An 18,129-nucleotide genomic window follows, 5' to 3' on the forward strand; every position below is an offset into this window, starting at 1 on the left:
CCCGACTGTCGCATGCCGCCCCCGCCCGAGGCAAGCACGCGCAAGGCCGCTTTGCCGTTAAGCCTTGGTTCATCCTGATCGGCGAGGCTAGTCGCGAATACCCGACGTGGGCGCCCGCCCGCGCCGGGACGGGACCCGAATTCGCCGGCTGGGGCAGCATGGATCTAACCGAACGACTGGTCAGGGAACGGCGCGCGCGATTGGCGGCCGAACGCCTGCTCGACCAGAAAAGCCGCGAGTTGCACGCGGCCAACGAAAAGCTGGCGATCCACGCCCGCGCGCTGTCCGACCAGATCGTCGAACAGCGCCAGGCGGTGAAGTCCGCCCGCTCCGAGGCCGAGCTCCTGAAGCACCAGAACACCCGCTTCGTCGAGGATCTGGACCGCGCCCATACCGCGGCCGTCATGGCCGAACGCCGGCTGTGGGACGCGATCAACACCATCCGCGACGGCTTTGCCGTGTTCGACGCCGACATGCGGCTCGTTCTTGCGAACGAAGCCTGCCTGGCCTGGTTCGCCGGTCATCCGGTGGCCCCCGGCATCTCCTATGCCGAACTGGCCGCCGTCTTTGCCCGCACCATGCTCGACCTCGGCGAGGAAAGCCCCGAGGCCGTCGCCGAGCGCATCTGCGCGCGCCTGGAAGACGATCGGATCGAACCGATCACGCTCAAGCTGCGGACCGGCAACTGGATAAAGCTCCAGGAACGCCGGGCCAACGACGGCGGGCTCGTCTCGCTGATCATCGACATCACCGAACAGATGCGCATCTGGGCCGCCATCGACGTGCTGCCCGATGCCTTCGTCCTTTTCGACAGGGAGGAACGGCTCTTGGCCTGCAATCAGCGTTACCGCGAAATGTTCCCCGACAGTGCCCCCGTCATGCAGCCGGGCGTCACCTTCGAGGAGCTTCTGCGCCACGGGCTGCGAAACGCCCATGTCCCCGATGCCGTGGGCCGCGAGGAGGAATGGCTCGCCGACCGGCTGGCGCATTTCCGCGCCGCCGACACCATCGCGGAGAACACGCTCGCCAACGGACGGGTGATCCTGGAATCCGACCATGTCACCCCCGACGGGGGCCGCGTCGGCCTGCGGACCGACATCACCGCGATTCGCGAACAGCAGGCGCAGCTCGAGACCGCCCGCGCCGCGGCCGAGGCCGCGAACCGCGCCAAGTCCGCCTTCCTCGCCAACATGAGCCACGAGATCCGCACACCGATGAATGGCGTCGTCGGCATGGCTGAACTTCTCTGCGACACCGCCCTGACCGAGGAACAGCGCCTCTTCGCCGAGACGATCCGGTCGTCGGGCGAGGCGCTTCTGGTCATCATCAACGACATCCTCGACTATTCCAAGATGGAGGCGGAGCGCCTGACGCTGCGCCCCGAACCCTTCGACCTCGAACGCACGATCCACGAGGTGACGATGCTCCTGCAGCCCCGCGCACGGGAAAAGGGCATCGACCTGATGATCGACTTCGACATGTTCCTGCCCACCCGCTTCGTCGGCGATCCCGGCCGTCTGCGGCAGGTGCTGACCAACCTGATCGGCAATGCCGTCAAGTTCACCGAGAAAGGCCATGTCCTGACCCGCGTCGTCGGCATCGAGGCCGAGGACGGGACCCAGACCCTGCATGTCACGGTGGAAGACACCGGCATCGGCATCGCGCCCGACCACCTCGACCACATCTTCGGCGAGTTCAACCAGGTCGAGGACGAACGGAACCGCAAGTTCGAGGGCACCGGGCTTGGCCTCGCCATCACCCGGCGGCTGATCGAACACATGGGCGGCGCGGTCTGGGTGGACAGCGAACTGGGCCGCGGCTCCTCCTTCGGCTTCCGCGTCACCCTGCCGGTGGCCGAGGATGCGGGGCCGGTCCAGGTGCCGGTCGCGGTGCGCCGGGTGATCGCGGTGGACGACCAGTTCATCAACCGCACCATCCTCGAACGCCAGCTTGCCCCCTGCGGGATCGAGGTCGCGCTCTGCCGCTCGGCCGCCGAGGTGCTGGAAAGGCTTGCCGCCGATCCGGATTACGACGTGGTCCTGACCGACCATGCCATGCCGGAGATGGACGGCGTGCAGCTGCTGGAGGCGATCCGCGCCGCGGGCCATACGATGCCGGTGCTCCTCCTGTCGTCGAACCCGGCGGGTCTCGGCAGCCTCGCCCATGACTTTGCGGCGATCCTGCAGAAGCCGATCCTGCGGTCGGACCTCTACCGGCACCTGCAGGCGCTGACCGCCCCCGCCGTCGTGGCCGCGGACCCGCCGCCCCCACCCGCCCCGGCCGACCTGCGCCAGATGCGGGTCCTCGCGGCCGAGGACAACCGGACGAACCAGCTCGTCTTCCAGAAGATGGTGCGCGACATGGACATCGACCTGCGCTTCGCCGACAACGGCCGCATCGCGGTGGAAATGTTCCAGGACTTCCAGCCCGACCTCGTCTTCATGGACATCTCGATGCCCGAGATGGACGGCAAGGAAGCCGCCCGAACCATCCGCGCGACCGGCTCCCGCGTGCCGATCGTTGCGCTGACCGCCCATGCCATGGAAGGCGATGCCGACGGGATCCTGGCCGCCGGAATCGACCGCTACCTGACCAAACCCCTGCGCAAGGCCGCCATCGAGGCCACGCTCACGGAATACTGCCCGCCCGAGGCCCGGCCTCCGGTCGCGAGCGTGGTGGAAAGCGCCGCCTGACTGCCGCACGGTTGCGCCCGGCGCGCCCGGACCGCCACGGAGATCTGCCCGCCCCCCGGATTTGCCCTTTGGCAAATACTCTCGGGGGGTGCGGGGGGCGAAGCGCCCCCGTGGCCGAGCCGGTTGGCCGCAGGCCAGAGGCGAGAGAAAAGGCTTGCGCGCCAGCGCTCGATGCGGTCGGCCGGCCCCGGGACCAGTCGCCGAGCACATCTTGCCAAATCCCTAACGGAAAATGACAAACTTCTGATTTTCTTATGAAATCCGGAAATGTCCACCGTGGACAGGCCGTCAGCCGTCCCGCAGGACCTCCAGGAAGGCCGCGCCGAAACGCTCGATCTTCGCGTCACCCATCCCCTGGATCCGGGCCAGTTCGGCCAGGGTCGAAGGCCGCCGCTCCACGATGGCCCGCAGGGTGGCATGGGTGCAGTTCAGATACTTTCCCGTCCCGTCCTCGCCCCGGGCCAGGGCCAGCTGCACCTCCGCCAGCCGGTCGAAGAGCGCCCCTTCCGGCCGCCCCGCCAGCCGCATCCGCGCCGGATGCAGCCCCTCCGCCGCACCGGTGATGACCTCCAGGAACGCGGCGCCATAGCTTTCCAGCTTTTTCGCCCCGACACCGGTGATCCCAGCCATCTGGTCCAGCGTGGCGGGCTTCCGCTCCGCCATCTCGATCAGCGTCCTGTCCGGGAAGACGACATAGGCCGGCACGTTCTGCGCCTCGGCCAGCACCCGCCGCCGGGCCTTGAGCGCGGCAAGCAGGACCGCATCCTCTTCCGCCACCTGCGCCCGCACCACCGGCTCCCGCTCCCCCGCCGCCGCCACCGTGTCGCGGCGCAGCGTCACCGTCGCCTCGCCGCGCAGCACCGGCCGCGCGGCCTCGGTCATCCGCAGCGCGCCGTGGCGGTCGGGATCGGGCCGCACGAGGTCGCGCCCCATCATCTGGCGGAACACCGCCCCCCAGGCCGGTTTCGACAGGTCGCGGCCCACCGCGAAGGTCGGCAACTGATCGTGCCCCCTTTCGCGCACCTTCGCGGTTGCTGTTCCGGTCAGGATGTCGATCAGATGCCCCGTCCCGAACCACTCCCCCGTCCGCAGGATCGCCGACAGCGCCTTGCGCACCGCCTCGGTCGCGTCGAACAGCTGCGCCGGCCGATCGCAGAGATCGCAGTTCCCGCAGGGCTCGGCCGTCTCGCCGAAATAGCCCAGCAGCACCTGCCGCCGGCAGCCCAGCGCCTCGGCGAGGCCCAGGAGAGCGTTCAGCCGCGCATGGTCCGCCGCCTTCCGGTCCGGCGGCGCCGCGCCTTCGTCGATCTGGGTCCGGCGCAGACGGATGTCGTCGGGACCGTAGAGCGTCAGCGTCTCGGCCGGACTGCCGTCGCGGCCCGCGCGGCCGATCTCCTGGTAATAGGCCTCGATCGACTTCGGCAGGTCGGCATGGGCCACCCAGCGGATGTCGGGCTTGTCGATCCCCATGCCGAAGGCCACCGTCGCCACCACGATCAGCCCGTCCTCGCGCTGGAACCGGGTCTCGACCAGACGCCGCTCATCCGCCTCCATCCCGCCGTGATAGGCCACGGCCGGATGCCCCGCCTCGCGCAGCGCCTGGGCCAGCGTCTCGGTCTTGGCGCGGGTCGCGCAATAGACGATGCCCGACTGCCCGCGCCGCGCGGCGGCAAAGCGCAGGATCTGCGCGCGCGGGCCATCCTTGACCGCGAAGGCCAGATGAATGTTCGGCCGGTCGAAACCGCGCAGGAAGGTGACCGGCGCCTCGCCGTCGAAGAGCCGCGCCACGATCTCCGCCCGCGTCTCCTCGTCCGCCGTGGCGGTGAAGGCGGCAAGCGGCACGCGCAGGGACCGGCGCAACTCGCCGATCCGGAGGTAGTCGGGGCGGAAGTCATGCCCCCACTGGCTGACGCAATGCGCCTCGTCCACCGCGATCAGGCCGCACCGCGCCCGCCGCAGAAGCGCCGCCGTGCCGGCAGAGGCCAACCGTTCGGGCGCCATGTAGAGAAGCTTCAGCCGGCCATCGTCGATGGCCCGGAACACCTCTTCGGTTTCGTCATCGGTATTACCCGAGGTCAGCGCCCCCGCCTCGACCCCCGCTGCCCGCAGCGCCCGCACCTGATCCCGCATCAGCGCGATCAGCGGCGAGATGACGACCGTCACCCCTTCGCGACAGAGCGCGGGCAACTGATAGCACAGCGACTTGCCCCCGCCCGTGGGCATGATGGCCAGCGTATTCCGGCCCTGCAGGACGGACTGCACGATCTCGGCCTGGCCCGGCCGGAACCCGGGAAATCCGAAGACGGAATGAAGAAGCCGGGCCGCGTGGTCCAAGGGTCAGGTCGGTGTCAGAGAAAGACCGCCACATTGTTGCGCAGGATGATCTCCAGCGCGTAAATCCCGATCAGCACCACCAGCGGCGACAGGTCGATCCCCCCCATGGCCGGCAAGAGCCGGCGGATGGGGCCGTAGAGCGGTTCGAGCAGGCGATTCAACCCGTGCCAGACCTGCGCCACCAGCGGCTGGCGGATGTTCAGCACCTGGAAATTGATCAGCCAACTCATCACGAAATGCGCCAGGATCAGGAACTTGGCGATGCCGAGGATCAACATCAGGATTTCATAAAGCGAGGTCATCGGGCACTCCGTCCGGTCTGCGCCAGAGGTAGCCGCCGGGGCGGCGAAGGGCAATGCCTTCCGCAGCGTTCCGCTTGACGCAGGCGCGCGGCCGGGCAAGTCAGGGCGCCCAACCGGAGTGTGCCGATGTATCCCTTCCTGCGCATGTTCAAGGAACTGGCCCGCGCCCGCCGCATGCCGGCGCTTGGGCTGTTCGACACCCATGTCAGCCATCACCTCTGCTGGCCCTGGGATCTGGACCCGTGGTTCGAGTTGAACAACGGCCGCACGCTGACGCTCTACGACCTGGGCCGCCTGCCGCTGGGTGCACGAACCGGCCTGCACCGGGTCCTGAAGGCGAAGGGCTGGGGGATGACGGTGGCCGGCTCTTCGGTGCGCTACCGGCGGAGGGTGACGATGTTCTCGCGGCTTACGACCTACAGCCGCTGCCTCGGCTGGGACGACCGCTTCCTCTACACCGAACAGTCGATGTGGCAGGGCGACGACTGCGCCTCGCAGGTGCTGATCCGCTCGGCCGTGGTGGGCAGAACGAACGGCACGCGGACCGGGATCGTGCCTCCGGCAGAGCTGGCCGTGGCGCTGGGGGCCGCGCCGGACAGCCCGCCCCTGCCCGCCTGGGTCGAAGCCTGGATCGCCGCCGAAGCCACCCGTCCCTGGCCGCCCGAACGGCTGGGCTAGGCTCCTCGCTTGCCTGCGGCGCGCTCCTCGCCGCGATGAGCAAGCGGCAGCGCCGCGAAGAGCCTTCGCTTGCGCCGCGACCCGTTTCCGGGTTCACTTCCGAAAAAGGCAGGGGGCAGGCATGGCGACCGAACGGCAGCGCATCTGGGGCTGGTACTTCTTCGACTGGGCCAGCCAGCCCTACAACACGCTGCTCCTGACCTTCATCTTCGGCCCCTATTTCGCCGAGATCGCCCGTGGCTACTACATGGGCGCGGGGCTTGACGAAGAGGCCGCCAAGGCCGCAGCCCAGGCCTACTGGGGCTGGGGCCTGGCCATCGCCTCTTTCGCCATCGCGGTGCTGGCCCCGATCCTCGGTGCCATCGCCGACGGCACCGGGCGCCGGCTGGTCTGGGTCTGGGCCTTCTCGGCCTTCTACGTCGTGGGTTCCGCCGGGCTCTGGTGGGTCGCGCCGGGCGGGGGCGAGGCGATGCTGTTCTGGGCGGTCTGCCTGTTCGGCATCGGCTTCATCGGGATGGAATTCGCGACGATCTTCACGAATGCGCTGATGCCCTCGCTGACCCAGGCCGACGATCTGGGCGCGATCTCGGGCTCGGGCTTCGCCTTCGGCTATCTGGGCGGGCTCCTCGCGCTGATCGTGATGTTGCTGTTCTTCGCCGAAGGGGCAGACAGCGGGCAGACCCTCCTCGGCACGCCGCCCCTCTTCGGCCTCGACCCCGAGGCGCGCGAAGGCACGCGCTTCGTCGGGCCGTTCACCGCGCTCTGGTACGTCTTGTTCATGATCCCCTTCTTCCTCTGGGTGAAGGAACCGCACACCGACCGCCGCCCGCTGCACCTCGGCCGCGCCTTCGCCAGCCTGAAGGAGCTGATCCTCAGCCTGCGCTACAGGCGCAGCCTGTCGGCCTACCTGGCCTCGTCGCTGTTCTACCGCGACGCGCTGAACGCGCTTTACGGGTTCGGCGGGGTCTATGCCTCGGGTGTCCTTGGCTGGTCGATCATCCAGATCGGGATCTTCGGCATCGTCGGCGCCGTCACCGCAATGATCGCCGCCTGGATCGGCGGGCGGGCCGACCGCGCCTATGGGCCAAAGCCGGTGATCATCGTGTCGATCCTCGTGCTGATCTTCGTCTGCCTGATCATCGTCGGCATGACGCGCGAAAGCCTCTGGGGCCTCGCGCTCGACCCCGCCTCGTCGATGTCGGACCGCATCTTCTTTGCCTGCGGGGCGCTGATCGGGGCGGCCGGCGGGTCGCTTCAGGCCGCCAGCCGCACGATGATGGCGCGCCACACCACGCCCGACCGCGCGACCGAGGCCTTCGGCCTGTTCGCCCTGTCCGGCAAGGTCGCCAGCTTCATGGCGCCCACCCTGATCGCGCTGGCCACGACGATCAGCGGATCGCAGCGGATCGGCATCGCGCCGCTGATCCTGTTGTTCCTGATTGGCCTGGTTCTGCTAAGCTTCGTCAAACCGAAAGGCGAGATGCCCGCATGACCCTGATCCGCATTGCCCTGCTGGCCTGTCTCCTCGGAACCCCTGCCCAGGCCGAGAAGCTTGCCAACAAACTGTTCGGCGCCAAGGCGTCACCTTCTCGGCAAGAGCCGATGCCGATCGGCTCCTACGCCCGCGGCTGCGGGGCGGGGCTGGTGCAGTTGCCGGAAACCGGGCCGACCTGGCAGGCGATGCGGCTGTCACGCAACCGGAACTGGGGCCAGCCCGAGATGATCCGGTTCCTGATGGACCTGTCGCAGACCGCGCGCGACATCGGGTTTGGCCAGGGCCTCTACATCGGCGACATCAGCCAGCCGCGCGGCGGACCGATGACCTCGGGCCATGCCAGCCACCAGATCGGGCTGGACGCCGACATCTGGATGCTGCCGCCGCAGAGCCTGTCGCTCAGCGTCGCCGCGCGCGAGGAGATCAGCTCGATCCCCGTGCGCTCGGCCGACCAGCGGTCGGTGACCGAGAACTGGACGAAGGTGCACCACCGCCTGCTGAAGGAAGCCGCGAGCGACCCGCGCGTGGACCGGATCTTCGTCGCCGCCGCGGTGAAGATCGAGATGTGCAAGACCGCGAAGAGATCCGACAGGAAATGGCTCCAGAAGATCAGGCCCGTAGCCGGGCATGACACGCATTTCCATGTCCGGCTGAAATGCCCTGCCGGCGCACGGCTCTGCGAGACGCAGAAGCCCACGGTCGAAGAGTTGTCCAAGGGCGGCGACGGCTGCGACGAGACGCTGATGTGGTGGGTGACGGACTACCTCAACCCGCCCAAGCCGGGTGCAAAGAAGCCCAAGGATGACGACGCGCCGAAGAAGAAGGGCCCGCGCGAGTTCACCATGGCCGACCTGCCGAAGCAGTGCCAGGCGGTGCTGGCCTCGGACTGAGGTTGACTGCGGCCTGTGCCGGGTATAGGTCGCACTCGCTCCGCCCTGGGGCCAAGTCTCCGCGACCTTGCCAAAACGGACCACAGCATGCGCATCCTGATCCCCGGCGTTCTCGCCATGGCGGCGATCGTCGTCGCCTCGAACATCCTCGTCCAGTTCCCGCTGGGCGCCTTCCTGACCTGGGGGGCGCTGAGCTACCCCTTCGCCTTCCTCGTCACCGACCTGACCAACCGCCTGCAGGGCCCCGCCGCCGCGCGCCGCGTGGTGCTGGCGGGATTCGCGGCGGGCATCCTCTGTTCCTTCGTCGGGACGCAGATTACGGGCGAATTCGGCCCGCTCGTCACCCTGCGCATCGCGCTGGGGTCGGGCCTTGCCTTCCTCTGCGCCCAGCTTCTGGACGTGGCCGTGTTCGACCGGCTGCGGCAGGGGTCGTGGTGGAGGGCGCCGCTGGTCTCCACTCTCCTGTCCTCGACGCTGGACACCGCGCTGTTCTTCACCATCGCCTTCTCGGCCGCGCTGACCTTCCTCGAACCGGGCAACGATGTCTCCTGGGCGACCGGGCCCGCGCCGCTTCTGGGCCTTGGACCCGAGGCCCCGTTCTGGGTTTCGCTGGCCGTTGGTGACTGGCTGGTGAAACTTCTGCTCGCCCTGGTGGCATTGTTGCCATTTCGATTGGCGGTCGCGAAACTGGGCGCAAAGGTTGCGTGATTTCTTTTGACAAACACAAAATCTGTGGCACGCTCCCCCTATCGGCAACTTTTCGAAAGGAGGTGATCCAGTGTCTAGAGTGATATTGGAGAGAGGTGTCGGGACAGTCGGGAGGGGAATTTTCTAAGGGCAGCCCCTGGAAAATGGACCACCGATTGGATTTGGATGCCTAACTGGCCCATCTCCTTGGATCTCGGAAAGGGTTGCCTGAGCAGGGCAACCCTTTCTCTATTTCGCCGCGGGGCAACAGGCCCCCGCCGGCGTGCCGACAGGCCGGGATTGCCCGTTCCTTGATCACTTCGCCCCGGCAATCCGGGATCGGTGCAAGAAAATCCACATGGACCCTTGACCAAAGCTTCGTCGCGCATATCGTCGGTCAGGAAAATCGCAGACATGTGATGTGGCACTCGGGCCTTGGACGCAGACGGTAATCCGTCTGCGACAGGGCCTTTTGACGTTTGGGGAATGTCTTGAAACGGCAGATCAAGCTGGGGCTCCTCCTGTCGCGCTCGGGCAGCTATTCGCTGATCTCCGAAGCCTGCCGCTCCGGCGCGCTGGCCGCCATCGCCCGGGTCAACGGTGACCCTGCCCTCGACCTGTGCTTTCAGCCGGTAGAGCGCGACCCCGGCGGCAACATCGACGCCTACGCACCGCTCTGCGAGGAGATCCTGCGCGACAGCGGGGCGCGGCATGTGCTGGGCTGCATCACCTCGTGGAGCCGGAAGGAAGTGATCCCGACCGTGGAAAAATACGGCGGGACGCTCTGGTATGCGGTCCCCTACGAGGGGTTCGAGGCCTCGGACCATGTGGTCTATACCCATGCCTGTCCGAACCAGCACCTTCTGCCGCTGCTCGACTGGGTGATGCCGGCGCATGGGCGGCGGGCCTATCTGGTGGGCTCGAACTACATCTGGGGCTGGGAGATGAACCGCCTCGCCCGGGAACGCATCACCGCTGCCGGCGGCGAGGTCGTGGGGGAACGTTACCTGCCGATCGGCTCGCCCGAGGTGGGGCGGATGATCGAGGAGCTGCGCTTTGCCCGGCCGGATTTCATCCTGAACTCGCTGATCGGCCCGTCGTCCTATGAATTCATGGCCGCCTACCGGGCGCTTGGCCTTGAGGACGCGGCCTTCCGGCCCGACCGCTGCCCGGTCCTGTCCTGCAACGTGACCGAATGCGAACTGCCGGCGCTCGGCCAGGCGGCCGAAGGGCTGGTGGCGGCCGGTCCCTATTTCCGGGGCGTCGCGGGTTGGCCGGGCGCGGGCAGCTTCGGGTCCTCGCACGAGGCGGCGGCCTTCTCTGCCGTCATGGAACTGGCGCGGCTTCTGGCGGGGCGCGAAGGGGCCGAGAACTGGCCGCTGTCGCAGCTTCTGGCCGACCGCGCGGGGATCGTCGATCCCGAGACGCATCACACGGTCCTGCCGGTCATCATCGCGCGGGTCGAGGGCGGGGCGTTCCGGCCCATCAAGCGCTGGGAGGCGGTGGCGGGCGACCCCTACCTGACGCGCAGCCGCCAGACCCTGGCTCCGGCCCTGCGGGTGGTGTCATGAAGCGCCGCCCGATCCGTATCCCGAACCTCGGCGGCGCGCAGGCGATCATCCTGCACCGCCCCCATGCCACCGTGCAGGCGTTGACGCGGCAGCTGACGGCGATCGGGTTGCAGGTCACGCAGTCCTGGCCGGACCTCGGTCCCGAGGCGATGGCGGCCGACTACATCTTCTTCGACGCCGACATGGGCCATGACGGCATGTTCCCCTGGGAGCCGGGCCAGCCGCCGATCCCGATGATCGCGCTGATCGGCTCCGAGGCGCCGGGCCGGATCGAGTGGTCGCTGAAGGCGGGCGCGCACGCCCAGCTTCTGAAGCCCGTGGGCGACAGCGGGGCGTACTCGGCGCTTCTGATCGCGCGCGACACCTTCGATGCGCAAAAGGCCCTGTCGGCCGAGATCGCCGATCTGCGGCGGCGGCTGGAGGACCGGCAGACGGTGGTCCGCGCGGTGACGCTCCTGGCCGCGCGGGGCAAGTCCGACGCCGAGGCCTATGCGCAACTCCGCCGGATGGCGATGGCCTGGCGGATCAGCTTCGAGGACGCGGCCGCGCGGATCGTCGCGGCGCAAGGGGGGGCGGATGACCGATCTGAGCGCGGCTGAAGCGGTTCCCCAGGGTGCCCTTGCCCGGCTGATGCGGCGCAAGCTGGCGCTTCTGGGTCTGGTCATCATCGTCGTCGTGGTCGCGGGCGCGGTCCTTGCGCCCTGGATCGCGCCCTTCGACCCCAACGACCAGATGTTCGACGGCCTGACGCTGGAAGGCGCACCGATGCCGCCGGACGGAAAGTTCTGGATGGGCACCGACCTTCTGGGCCGCGACCTGTTCAGCCGGCTTCTCTACGGCGCGCAGACCTCGCTGGTGATCGGCGTGGTGGCCAATGGCCTCGCGCTGGTGATCGGCACGCTGGTCGGGATCACGGCGGGCTTCTTCCGGGGCTGGATCGGCGGCATCCTCATGCGCTTCACCGACCTGATGATGGCCTTCCCGGCGCTGCTTCTTGCCATCTGCCTGGCCGCGATCTTCCAGCCCTCGCTCTGGATCGTCGCCATGGTCATCGCGCTGGTGAACTGGGTGCAGACCGCGCGGGTGATCTATACCGAGACCTCGTCGCTTGCGACGCGCGACTTCATCGCGGCCGAGCGGACGCTGGGGGCCTCCACCTCCCGCATCCTCTTCCGCCACATCCTGCCGCACCTTCTGCCCACGATCATCGTCTGGGGCACGCTGGGGATCTCGACCACCGTCCTGCTGGAGGCGACACTGTCCTTCCTCGGCATCGGCGTGCAGCCGCCCACGCCCAGCTGGGGCAACATCATCTTCGAGAACCAGACCTATTTCCAGACCGCGCCCTGGCTGGTCTTCATCCCCGGCGCCGCGATCATCCTGCTGGCGCTGGCCTTCAACCTGGTCGGCGACGCGCTGCGCGACGTGCTGGACCCCACGCAACGGGGGCGCGACTGATGGCCGCCTATCTGCTTCGCCGCCTGATCCAGTCCGCGCTGATCCTCCTCGGCGTCAGCTTCATCACCTTCTTCCTGCTCTACGTCCTGCCCGCCGACCCCGTGCGCCAGATCGCGGGCCGGTCGGCGACGGCGCAGACCGTGGAAAACATCCGCGAGCAGCTGGGCCTCGACAAGCCCTTCGTCGTCCAGTACGCGCGCTACATGGGCGGCCTTCTGCAAGGCGACATGGGCCGCAGCTACCTGCAGAAGACGCAGGTGGCCGAGCTGATCTGGTCGCGCCTTCCTGCCACGCTCCTCCTCATGGCCGGGGCGATCTTCTGCGAACTGGTCTTGGGCCTGACCATGGGCATCATCGCCGCGCTCTGGCGCGGCAGGTCCATCGACCAGACGCTGATGGTCACCTCGTTCATCACCGTCTCGGCCCCGCAATTCGTGGTGAGCCTCCTGCTCCTCTACATCTTCGCGGTGAAGCTGGGCTGGTTCCCGATCGGCGGCTACGGCACCTTCGCGCATCTGGTGCTGCCCGCCGTGACCCTGGGCATCCTCGGGTCCGGCTGGTATTCCCGCATGATGCGGTCCTCGATGATCGACGTCCTGCGCGCCGATTACATCCGCACCGCCCGCGCCAAGGGGCTGACCCGTGCGCGCATCATCCTGCGCCACGCCCTGCCGAACGCGATCCTGCCGGTCATCGCAATGATCGGCATCGACATCGGCATCTTCATGGGCGGGATCGTCGTCGTCGAAAGCGTCTTCGGCTGGCCCGGCATCGGGCAACTGGCCTGGCAGGCGATCCAGCGCGTCGACATCCCGATCATCATGGGCGTCACGCTCGTCTCGGCCTGCGCCATCGTGCTCGGCAACCTGCTGGCCGACCTGATCGCGCCCCTGATCGACCCCCGCATCCGACTTCGCTGAAACCCAACAGGAGAGAATGACAATGAAGAAACTGCTCGCCTCCACCGCCGTCATGCTGGCGCTCGCGCTGCCCGGCGTCGCGCAGGACTATACCCCCGACCCGGCAGCCAAGCCCGGCGGGTCCATCACCATCACCTACAAGGACGACGTGGCCACGCTCGACCCCGCCATCGGCTATGACTGGCAGAACTGGTCGATGATCAAGTCCCTCTTCGACGGGCTGATGGACTACACCCCCGGCACCACCGACCTGCGCCCGGGCCTTGCCGAAAGCTACGAGATTTCCGAGGACGGCCTTATCTACACCTTCAAACTGCGCGCCGGGGTCAAGTTCCACAACGGGCGCGAGATGACGGCCGAGGACGTGAAATACTCGCTCGACCGCGTGACCAACCCGGAAACCCAGTCGCCGGGGGCCGGGTTCTTCGGCGCCATCGCCGGGTTCGAGAACGCCGGGCCGGGCGGCCTGTCGGGAGTCGAGGTCGTGGACCCCCTGACCGTGAAGATCACCCTGTCGCGGCCCGACGCGACCTTCCTGCACGTCATGGCCCTGAACTTCGCCAGCGTGGTGCCGAAGGAAGCCGTGGACGAGGCCGGCGCCGACTTCGGGAAGAAACCCGTGGGAACCGGGGCCTACAAGCTGGCGGAATGGACACTGGGCCAGCGGCTGGTGTTCGAGAAGAACGCCGACTACTGGCGCCCGGGCGTGCCGTTCCTCGACAGCATCGTCTTCGAGGTCGGGCAGGAACCCGTCGTGGCGCTGCTCCGGCTTCAGAACGGCGAGGTCGACCTGCCCGGCGACGGCATCCCTCCGGCCAAGTTCCAGGAGGTGATGGGCGATCCGGCCCAGGCCGCGCGCGTGGTGCAGGGCGGCCAGCTTCAGACCGGCTACATCACGCTGAACGTGACCATTCCGCCGCTGGACAAGGTCGAAGTCCGCAAGGCCATCAACATGGCGATCAACAAGGAGAGGATCACCCAGATCATCAACGGCCGCGCCATCCCCGCGAACCAGCCGCTGCCGCCCTCGATGCCCGGCTATACCAAGGACTACGCGGGCTATCCCTACGACCCGGAAGGCGCCAAGAAGCTTCTGGCCGATGCTGGCCTCGCCGACGGGTTCGAGACCGAGCTTTACGTCATGAACACCGACCCGAACCCGCGCATCGCGCAGGCGATCCAGCAGGACCTCGCGGCCATCGGCATCAAGGCCAACATCCAGAACCTCGCCCAGGCCAACGTGATCGAGGCCGGCGGCGCGGGCACCGCGCCGATGATCTGGTCGGGCGGCATGGCCTGGATCGCCGACTTCCCCGATCCGTCCAACTTCTACGGGCCGATCCTCGGCTGCGCGGGCGCCGGCGAGGGCGGCTGGAACTGGTCCAAGTTCTGCGACCCCGCCCTTGATGCCAAGGCGGTCGAGGCGGACAGCATGTTCGACCCGGCCAAGTCGGCGGATCGGCTCAAGCTCTGGTCCGACATCTACATGGGCGTGATGGAACAGGCCCCCTGGGTGCCCGTGTTCAACGAGGAACGCTACACGATGAAGTCGGAACGCATGGGCGGCGAGGATGCGCTTTACGTCGATCCGGTCTCGATCCCGGTCAACTACGACTACGTCTGGGTCAAACAGTAATGTGCAAGGCCTGCGACTACACGATCCACGGCGCGCAGCATCATTTCGGCTGGGACAACTCCCTGCCGCCGGCGCTGCGCGTCGCGCCGGGCTCGACCATCGAGTTCCACTGTCATGATTCCTCGGCGGGCCAGCTTGGCCCGTCGTCCACCCTGCAAAGCGTGATCGACCTCGACTTCGGCAAGATCAACCCGGTCTCGGGGCCGATCTGGGTCGAGGGGGCGAAACCGGGCGACGTGCTGAAGGTGACGCTGGAGGGCTTCGCCCCCAGGGTGTTCGACGGCAAGGGCTTCGGCTGGACCGCGAACATCCCGGGCTTCGGCCTTCTGGCCGACCAGTTCAAGGACCCCGCGCTGTGTCTGTGGTCGTATGACCCGGCGAGCATGGAGCCCGCGATGTGGGGGTCATCGGCCCGCGTGCCGCTCAAGCCGTTCAGCGGCACCATCGGCTGCGCGCCGGCGGAAGCCGGCCTGCACTCCGTCGTCCCGCCGCGTCGGGTCGGCGGCAACCTCGACATCCGGGACCTGACGGCGGGCGTCACGCTCTACCTGCCGGTCGAGGTCGAGGGCGCACTGTTCAGCGTGGGCGACACCCACGCCGCGCAGGGCGATGGCGAAGTCTGCGGCACGGCGATCGAAAGCCCGATGAACGTCGTCCTGACGCTGGACCTGGTGAAGGACCAGCCGCTGAAGTTCCCGCGCTTCACCACGCCGGGGCCGGTGACGCGGCATCTGGACGCCAAGGGCTACGAGGCGACGACGGGTGTCGGGCCGGACCTGATGACGGCGGCCCGCGACGCGGTGTCGGGGATGATCGACCTGCTGACCCGCCAGCAGGGCATCTCGGCGGTGGACGCCTACATGCTCTGTTCCGTCTGCGGCGACCTGCGCATCTCGGAAATCGTGGACATGCCGAACTGGGTCGTCAGCTTCTACTTCCCCCGGGTCGTCTTCGAATGACCCTGGCGGAAGCCCTGCCAGCCACCGGGGCGGCCACCGCCCCGGACACCGTCCTGCGGGTCGAGGGCCTCTGCGTCTCGGCCCGCACCGAAGCTGGGTTGAAACCCCTGGTGCAGGACCTGTCCTTCGAGCTGAGGAAGGGCGAGACGCTGGCCATCGCCGGGGAAAGCGGCTCGGGCAAGTCGATCACCTCGCTGGCGATCATGGGCCTTCTGCCGCAACCCGCCGTCCGCGTGACCGGCGGCAGCATCCGCTTTGCCGGACAGGACCTGACCGGGCTGTCCGAACCCGCGCTGCGCGCGATCCGCGGCGACCGGATCGCGATGATCTTCCAGGAACCGATGACCAGCCTGAACCCGGTGATGACCGTGGGCGCCCAGCTGGCCGAGGCGATCCGGGCGCATGAGGCGGTCAGCCGTCCCGAGGCCGCGAAGCGCGCCGCCCTCGCGCTGCGGGCGGTGCGCCTGTCGGAACCCGAACGGCGGATGACGCAATATCCGCACGAACTGTCCGGCGGCATGCGCCAGCGGGTGATGATCGCCATGGCCTTGGCGCTGAAGCCCGAGGTGCTGATCGCCGACGAACCCACCACGGCGCTCGACGTGACCGTGCAGCGCGAGGTGCTGGACCTTCTCCGCGACCTGCAGGCGCAGATGGGCACGGCCATCATCCTCATCACGCACGACATGGGCGTAGTGGCAGAGATGGCCGACCGGGTGATCGTGATGCGCCAGGGCCGCCAGGTCGAGGCCGCGCCGACCCTGCAGATCTTCGACCGCCCCTCGGCCGACTATACCCGGGCCCTGCTGGCCGCCGTGCCCCGCATGGGCCAGGGGCCGACCCGCCCCCCGGTCAGCACCGAGCCGGTCGCGCGGCTGACCGATGTCGTCGTGCGCTATCCCCTGCGTCAGGGCGTCCTGGGCCGCGTCTCGGCCAACGTCCATGCCGTGGAACACGTCAGCTTCGACATCCGCAAGGGCGAAACCTTCGCCCTGGTGGGCGAGTCCGGCTGCGGCAAGTCCACCATCGCCCGGGCGCTGGTAGGCCTTGCCCCGCATCAGGGCCGGATCGAGATCGCCGGCCAGGCGATGGAGGGGCTGGACGCCCAGGGCCTGAAGGCGATGCGCCGGAAGGTGCAGATGGTGTTCCAGGACCCGATGGCCGCGCTCAACCCGCGGATGCGGGTGGGCGACCTGATCTCCGAACCCCTGCTGATCCACGGCATCGGCGATGCCGCAAGCCAGCGCGCCCGGGCCGCGGACCTGATGGCGCGCGTCGGGCTGGAGCCGGAACACCTGAACCGCTATCCGCACGAATTCTCGGGCGGCCAGCGCCAGCGCATCTGCATCGCCCGGGCGCTGGCCCTGCAACCCGAACTGGTGATCGCCGACGAAAGCGTCAGCGCGCTGGATGTCAGCGTGCAGGCGCGGGTGCTGGACCTCTTGCGCGCCCTGCAGACCGAATTCGGGGTGGCCTACCTGTTCATCAGCCACGACATGGCGGTGGTGGACAACATCTCGGACCGGGTGGCGGTGATGTATCTGGGCCAGATCGTCGAACTCGGCACGCGGGCACAGATCTTCGGCAACCCTCAGCACCCCTATACCCGCCGCCTTATCGGCGCCGTTCCCGTCCCGGACCCCAGGCAGAAACGCCGCTCCGGTCCAAGGCTGGCGGTGGAGATCCCGAGTCCGGTCCATCCGCCCGGCCAGGCGCCGGCGCGCGTCGTCCTGCGCGACATCGGCGAGGGCCATCTGGTCGGGTCAGAGCTCTGAGACACAGGTCTTGTCTCGACCGCTCCGGGTCAGGCCATCCTTTCGGGCTGGGGCCGCATGAGGGCGGCAAGGGCAATCGTCTGCGCCTCGCTTGCCCGATGCAGATCGTGCATCGGCATCGCGTCGTCCTTGACGAACTCGATGAACAGCTGGTTCAGCGCGCTGAACACGATCTGCCCCAGGACCGCGGGATCAAGGTCGCCCCTCGTCAGCCCGCGAAGTTTCAGCGCGGACAGCAGCTCGCAGACCTGAGCCGACAGCATCGCATCCAGCTGCGTGTAATGCCGCGAAAACGGCGTCGCCGGGGCCTCGATCGAAATCGCCATGGCCTTGCGCCACATCTCTTTCGACAGGTAGTTCAACGAATGGTCGTAGTAGATCCGGATCAGCTCGACCAGCGCGCGGGCCACGTCCGAAGGCGGCGACAGCACAAGGGCGCGGCCCGCCTCGATCACCTCTTCCACCTCCATCGAAACGATGGACAGGAGGAGATCACCCTTGGTGGAAAAGTAGTTGTAGCAGGTGCCCGCCGACACTTCGGCCGCGGCCGCGATGTCCTCGATGCGCACGGCATCGTAGCCCTGGGCGCGGAACAGCCGCGAGGCCGCCTCGAGGATCCGGCGCGTGCGGTCGGCCTTCTGTCTTTCGCGCAGCCCGGTCATGCGGTTCCTGTCTTGCCCATTATTTGATGTTGACTTCAAAAATGAACGAACTCAATTCTTTTCTCAAGC

General features: G+C 67.9%; 15 protein-coding genes. 12 read left to right on the forward strand and 3 right to left on the reverse strand.

The window, feature by feature from the left end; translation table 11 throughout:
- Positions 1-158: 158 nt before the first annotated feature.
- Positions 159-2,693, forward strand: coding sequence for a hybrid sensor histidine kinase/response regulator (locus FL625_RS10890; protein ID WP_149588697.1), 2,535 nt, complete (start codon positions 159-161; stop codon positions 2,691-2,693).
- 288 nt (positions 2,694-2,981) lie between these two features.
- On the opposite strand, the gene recQ is transcribed toward FL625_RS10890, so the two are convergent.
- Positions 2,982-5,027, reverse strand: coding sequence for a DNA helicase RecQ (gene recQ, locus FL625_RS10895; protein WP_149588698.1), 2,046 nt, complete (start codon positions 5,025-5,027; stop codon positions 2,982-2,984).
- A gap of 14 nt (positions 5,028-5,041) precedes the next feature.
- A complete protein-coding gene (locus FL625_RS10900; protein ID WP_149588699.1) occupies positions 5,042-5,329 on the reverse strand; it encodes a YggT family protein in 288 nt (95 codons plus the stop codon).
- 126 nt (positions 5,330-5,455) lie between these two features.
- Between FL625_RS10900 and FL625_RS10905 the strand changes: the two genes are divergently transcribed.
- The 11 genes from FL625_RS10905 to FL625_RS10955 all read left to right on the forward strand — a co-directional run bounded on the left by FL625_RS10905 (position 5,456) and on the right by FL625_RS10955 (position 17,398).
- Positions 5,456-6,007 (forward strand): acyl-CoA thioesterase, encoded by a 552-nt coding sequence (locus FL625_RS10905; protein ID WP_149588700.1) that lies wholly within the window; start codon positions 5,456-5,458, stop codon positions 6,005-6,007.
- 121 nt (positions 6,008-6,128) lie between these two features.
- Positions 6,129-7,499, forward strand: a complete 1,371-nt coding sequence (locus tag FL625_RS10910; RefSeq protein ID WP_149588701.1) for an MFS transporter — start codon at positions 6,129-6,131, stop codon at positions 7,497-7,499.
- A 2-nt stretch (positions 7,500-7,501) separates the two neighbouring features.
- On the forward strand, positions 7,502-8,392 hold the full coding sequence (gene mepA / locus FL625_RS10915; RefSeq protein ID WP_149588773.1) for a penicillin-insensitive murein endopeptidase: 891 nt from the start codon (positions 7,502-7,504) through the stop codon (positions 8,390-8,392).
- Positions 8,393-8,479: 87 nt separating this feature from the next.
- Positions 8,480-9,100, forward strand: coding sequence for a queuosine precursor transporter (locus FL625_RS10920; protein ID WP_149588702.1), 621 nt, complete (start codon positions 8,480-8,482; stop codon positions 9,098-9,100).
- Positions 9,101-9,570: 470 nt separating this feature from the next.
- The gene (locus FL625_RS10925; RefSeq protein WP_149588703.1) at positions 9,571-10,650 is read left to right on the forward strand and encodes a transporter substrate-binding protein; all 1,080 of its coding nucleotides are present in this window, start codon (positions 9,571-9,573) and stop codon (positions 10,648-10,650) included.
- Positions 10,647-11,249 carry an ANTAR domain-containing response regulator gene (locus FL625_RS10930; protein WP_149588704.1) on the forward strand — a complete coding sequence of 201 codons (603 nt, stop codon included), beginning with the start codon at positions 10,647-10,649 and terminating at the stop codon, positions 11,247-11,249. The genes FL625_RS10925 and FL625_RS10930 overlap by 4 nt, the downstream gene beginning before the upstream one ends.
- Positions 11,227-12,108 (forward strand): ABC transporter permease, encoded by an 882-nt coding sequence (locus tag FL625_RS10935; protein ID WP_149588705.1) that lies wholly within the window; start codon positions 11,227-11,229, stop codon positions 12,106-12,108. The genes FL625_RS10930 and FL625_RS10935 overlap by 23 nt, the downstream gene beginning before the upstream one ends.
- Complete coding sequence (locus FL625_RS10940) at positions 12,108-13,028, forward strand: ABC transporter permease (RefSeq protein ID WP_149588706.1); 921 nt, start codon at positions 12,108-12,110, stop codon at positions 13,026-13,028. Before FL625_RS10935 ends, FL625_RS10940 begins: the two co-directional genes overlap by 1 nt.
- 22 nt (positions 13,029-13,050) lie before the next feature.
- Positions 13,051-14,664, forward strand: a complete 1,614-nt coding sequence (locus FL625_RS10945; RefSeq protein WP_149588707.1) for an ABC transporter substrate-binding protein — start codon at positions 13,051-13,053, stop codon at positions 14,662-14,664.
- Positions 14,664-15,623, forward strand: a complete 960-nt coding sequence (locus FL625_RS10950) for an acetamidase/formamidase family protein (protein ID WP_149588708.1) — start codon at positions 14,664-14,666, stop codon at positions 15,621-15,623. The genes FL625_RS10945 and FL625_RS10950 overlap by 1 nt, the downstream gene beginning before the upstream one ends.
- On the forward strand, positions 15,620-17,398 hold the full coding sequence (locus tag FL625_RS10955; RefSeq protein ID WP_149588709.1) for an ABC transporter ATP-binding protein: 1,779 nt from the start codon (positions 15,620-15,622) through the stop codon (positions 17,396-17,398). Before FL625_RS10950 ends, FL625_RS10955 begins: the two co-directional genes overlap by 4 nt.
- Positions 17,399-17,427: 29 nt before the next feature.
- On the opposite strand, the gene FL625_RS10960 is transcribed toward FL625_RS10955, so the two are convergent.
- Entirely contained in the window at positions 17,428-18,060 is a 633-nt protein-coding gene (locus tag FL625_RS10960) for a TetR/AcrR family transcriptional regulator (protein ID WP_149588710.1), read from the reverse strand.
- Positions 18,061-18,129 lie beyond the last annotated feature (69 nt).

The organism is Tabrizicola flagellatus (genome assembly GCF_008271465.1).
GTDB classification, from domain to species: domain Bacteria; phylum Pseudomonadota; class Alphaproteobacteria; order Rhodobacterales; family Rhodobacteraceae; genus Tabrizicola; species Tabrizicola flagellata.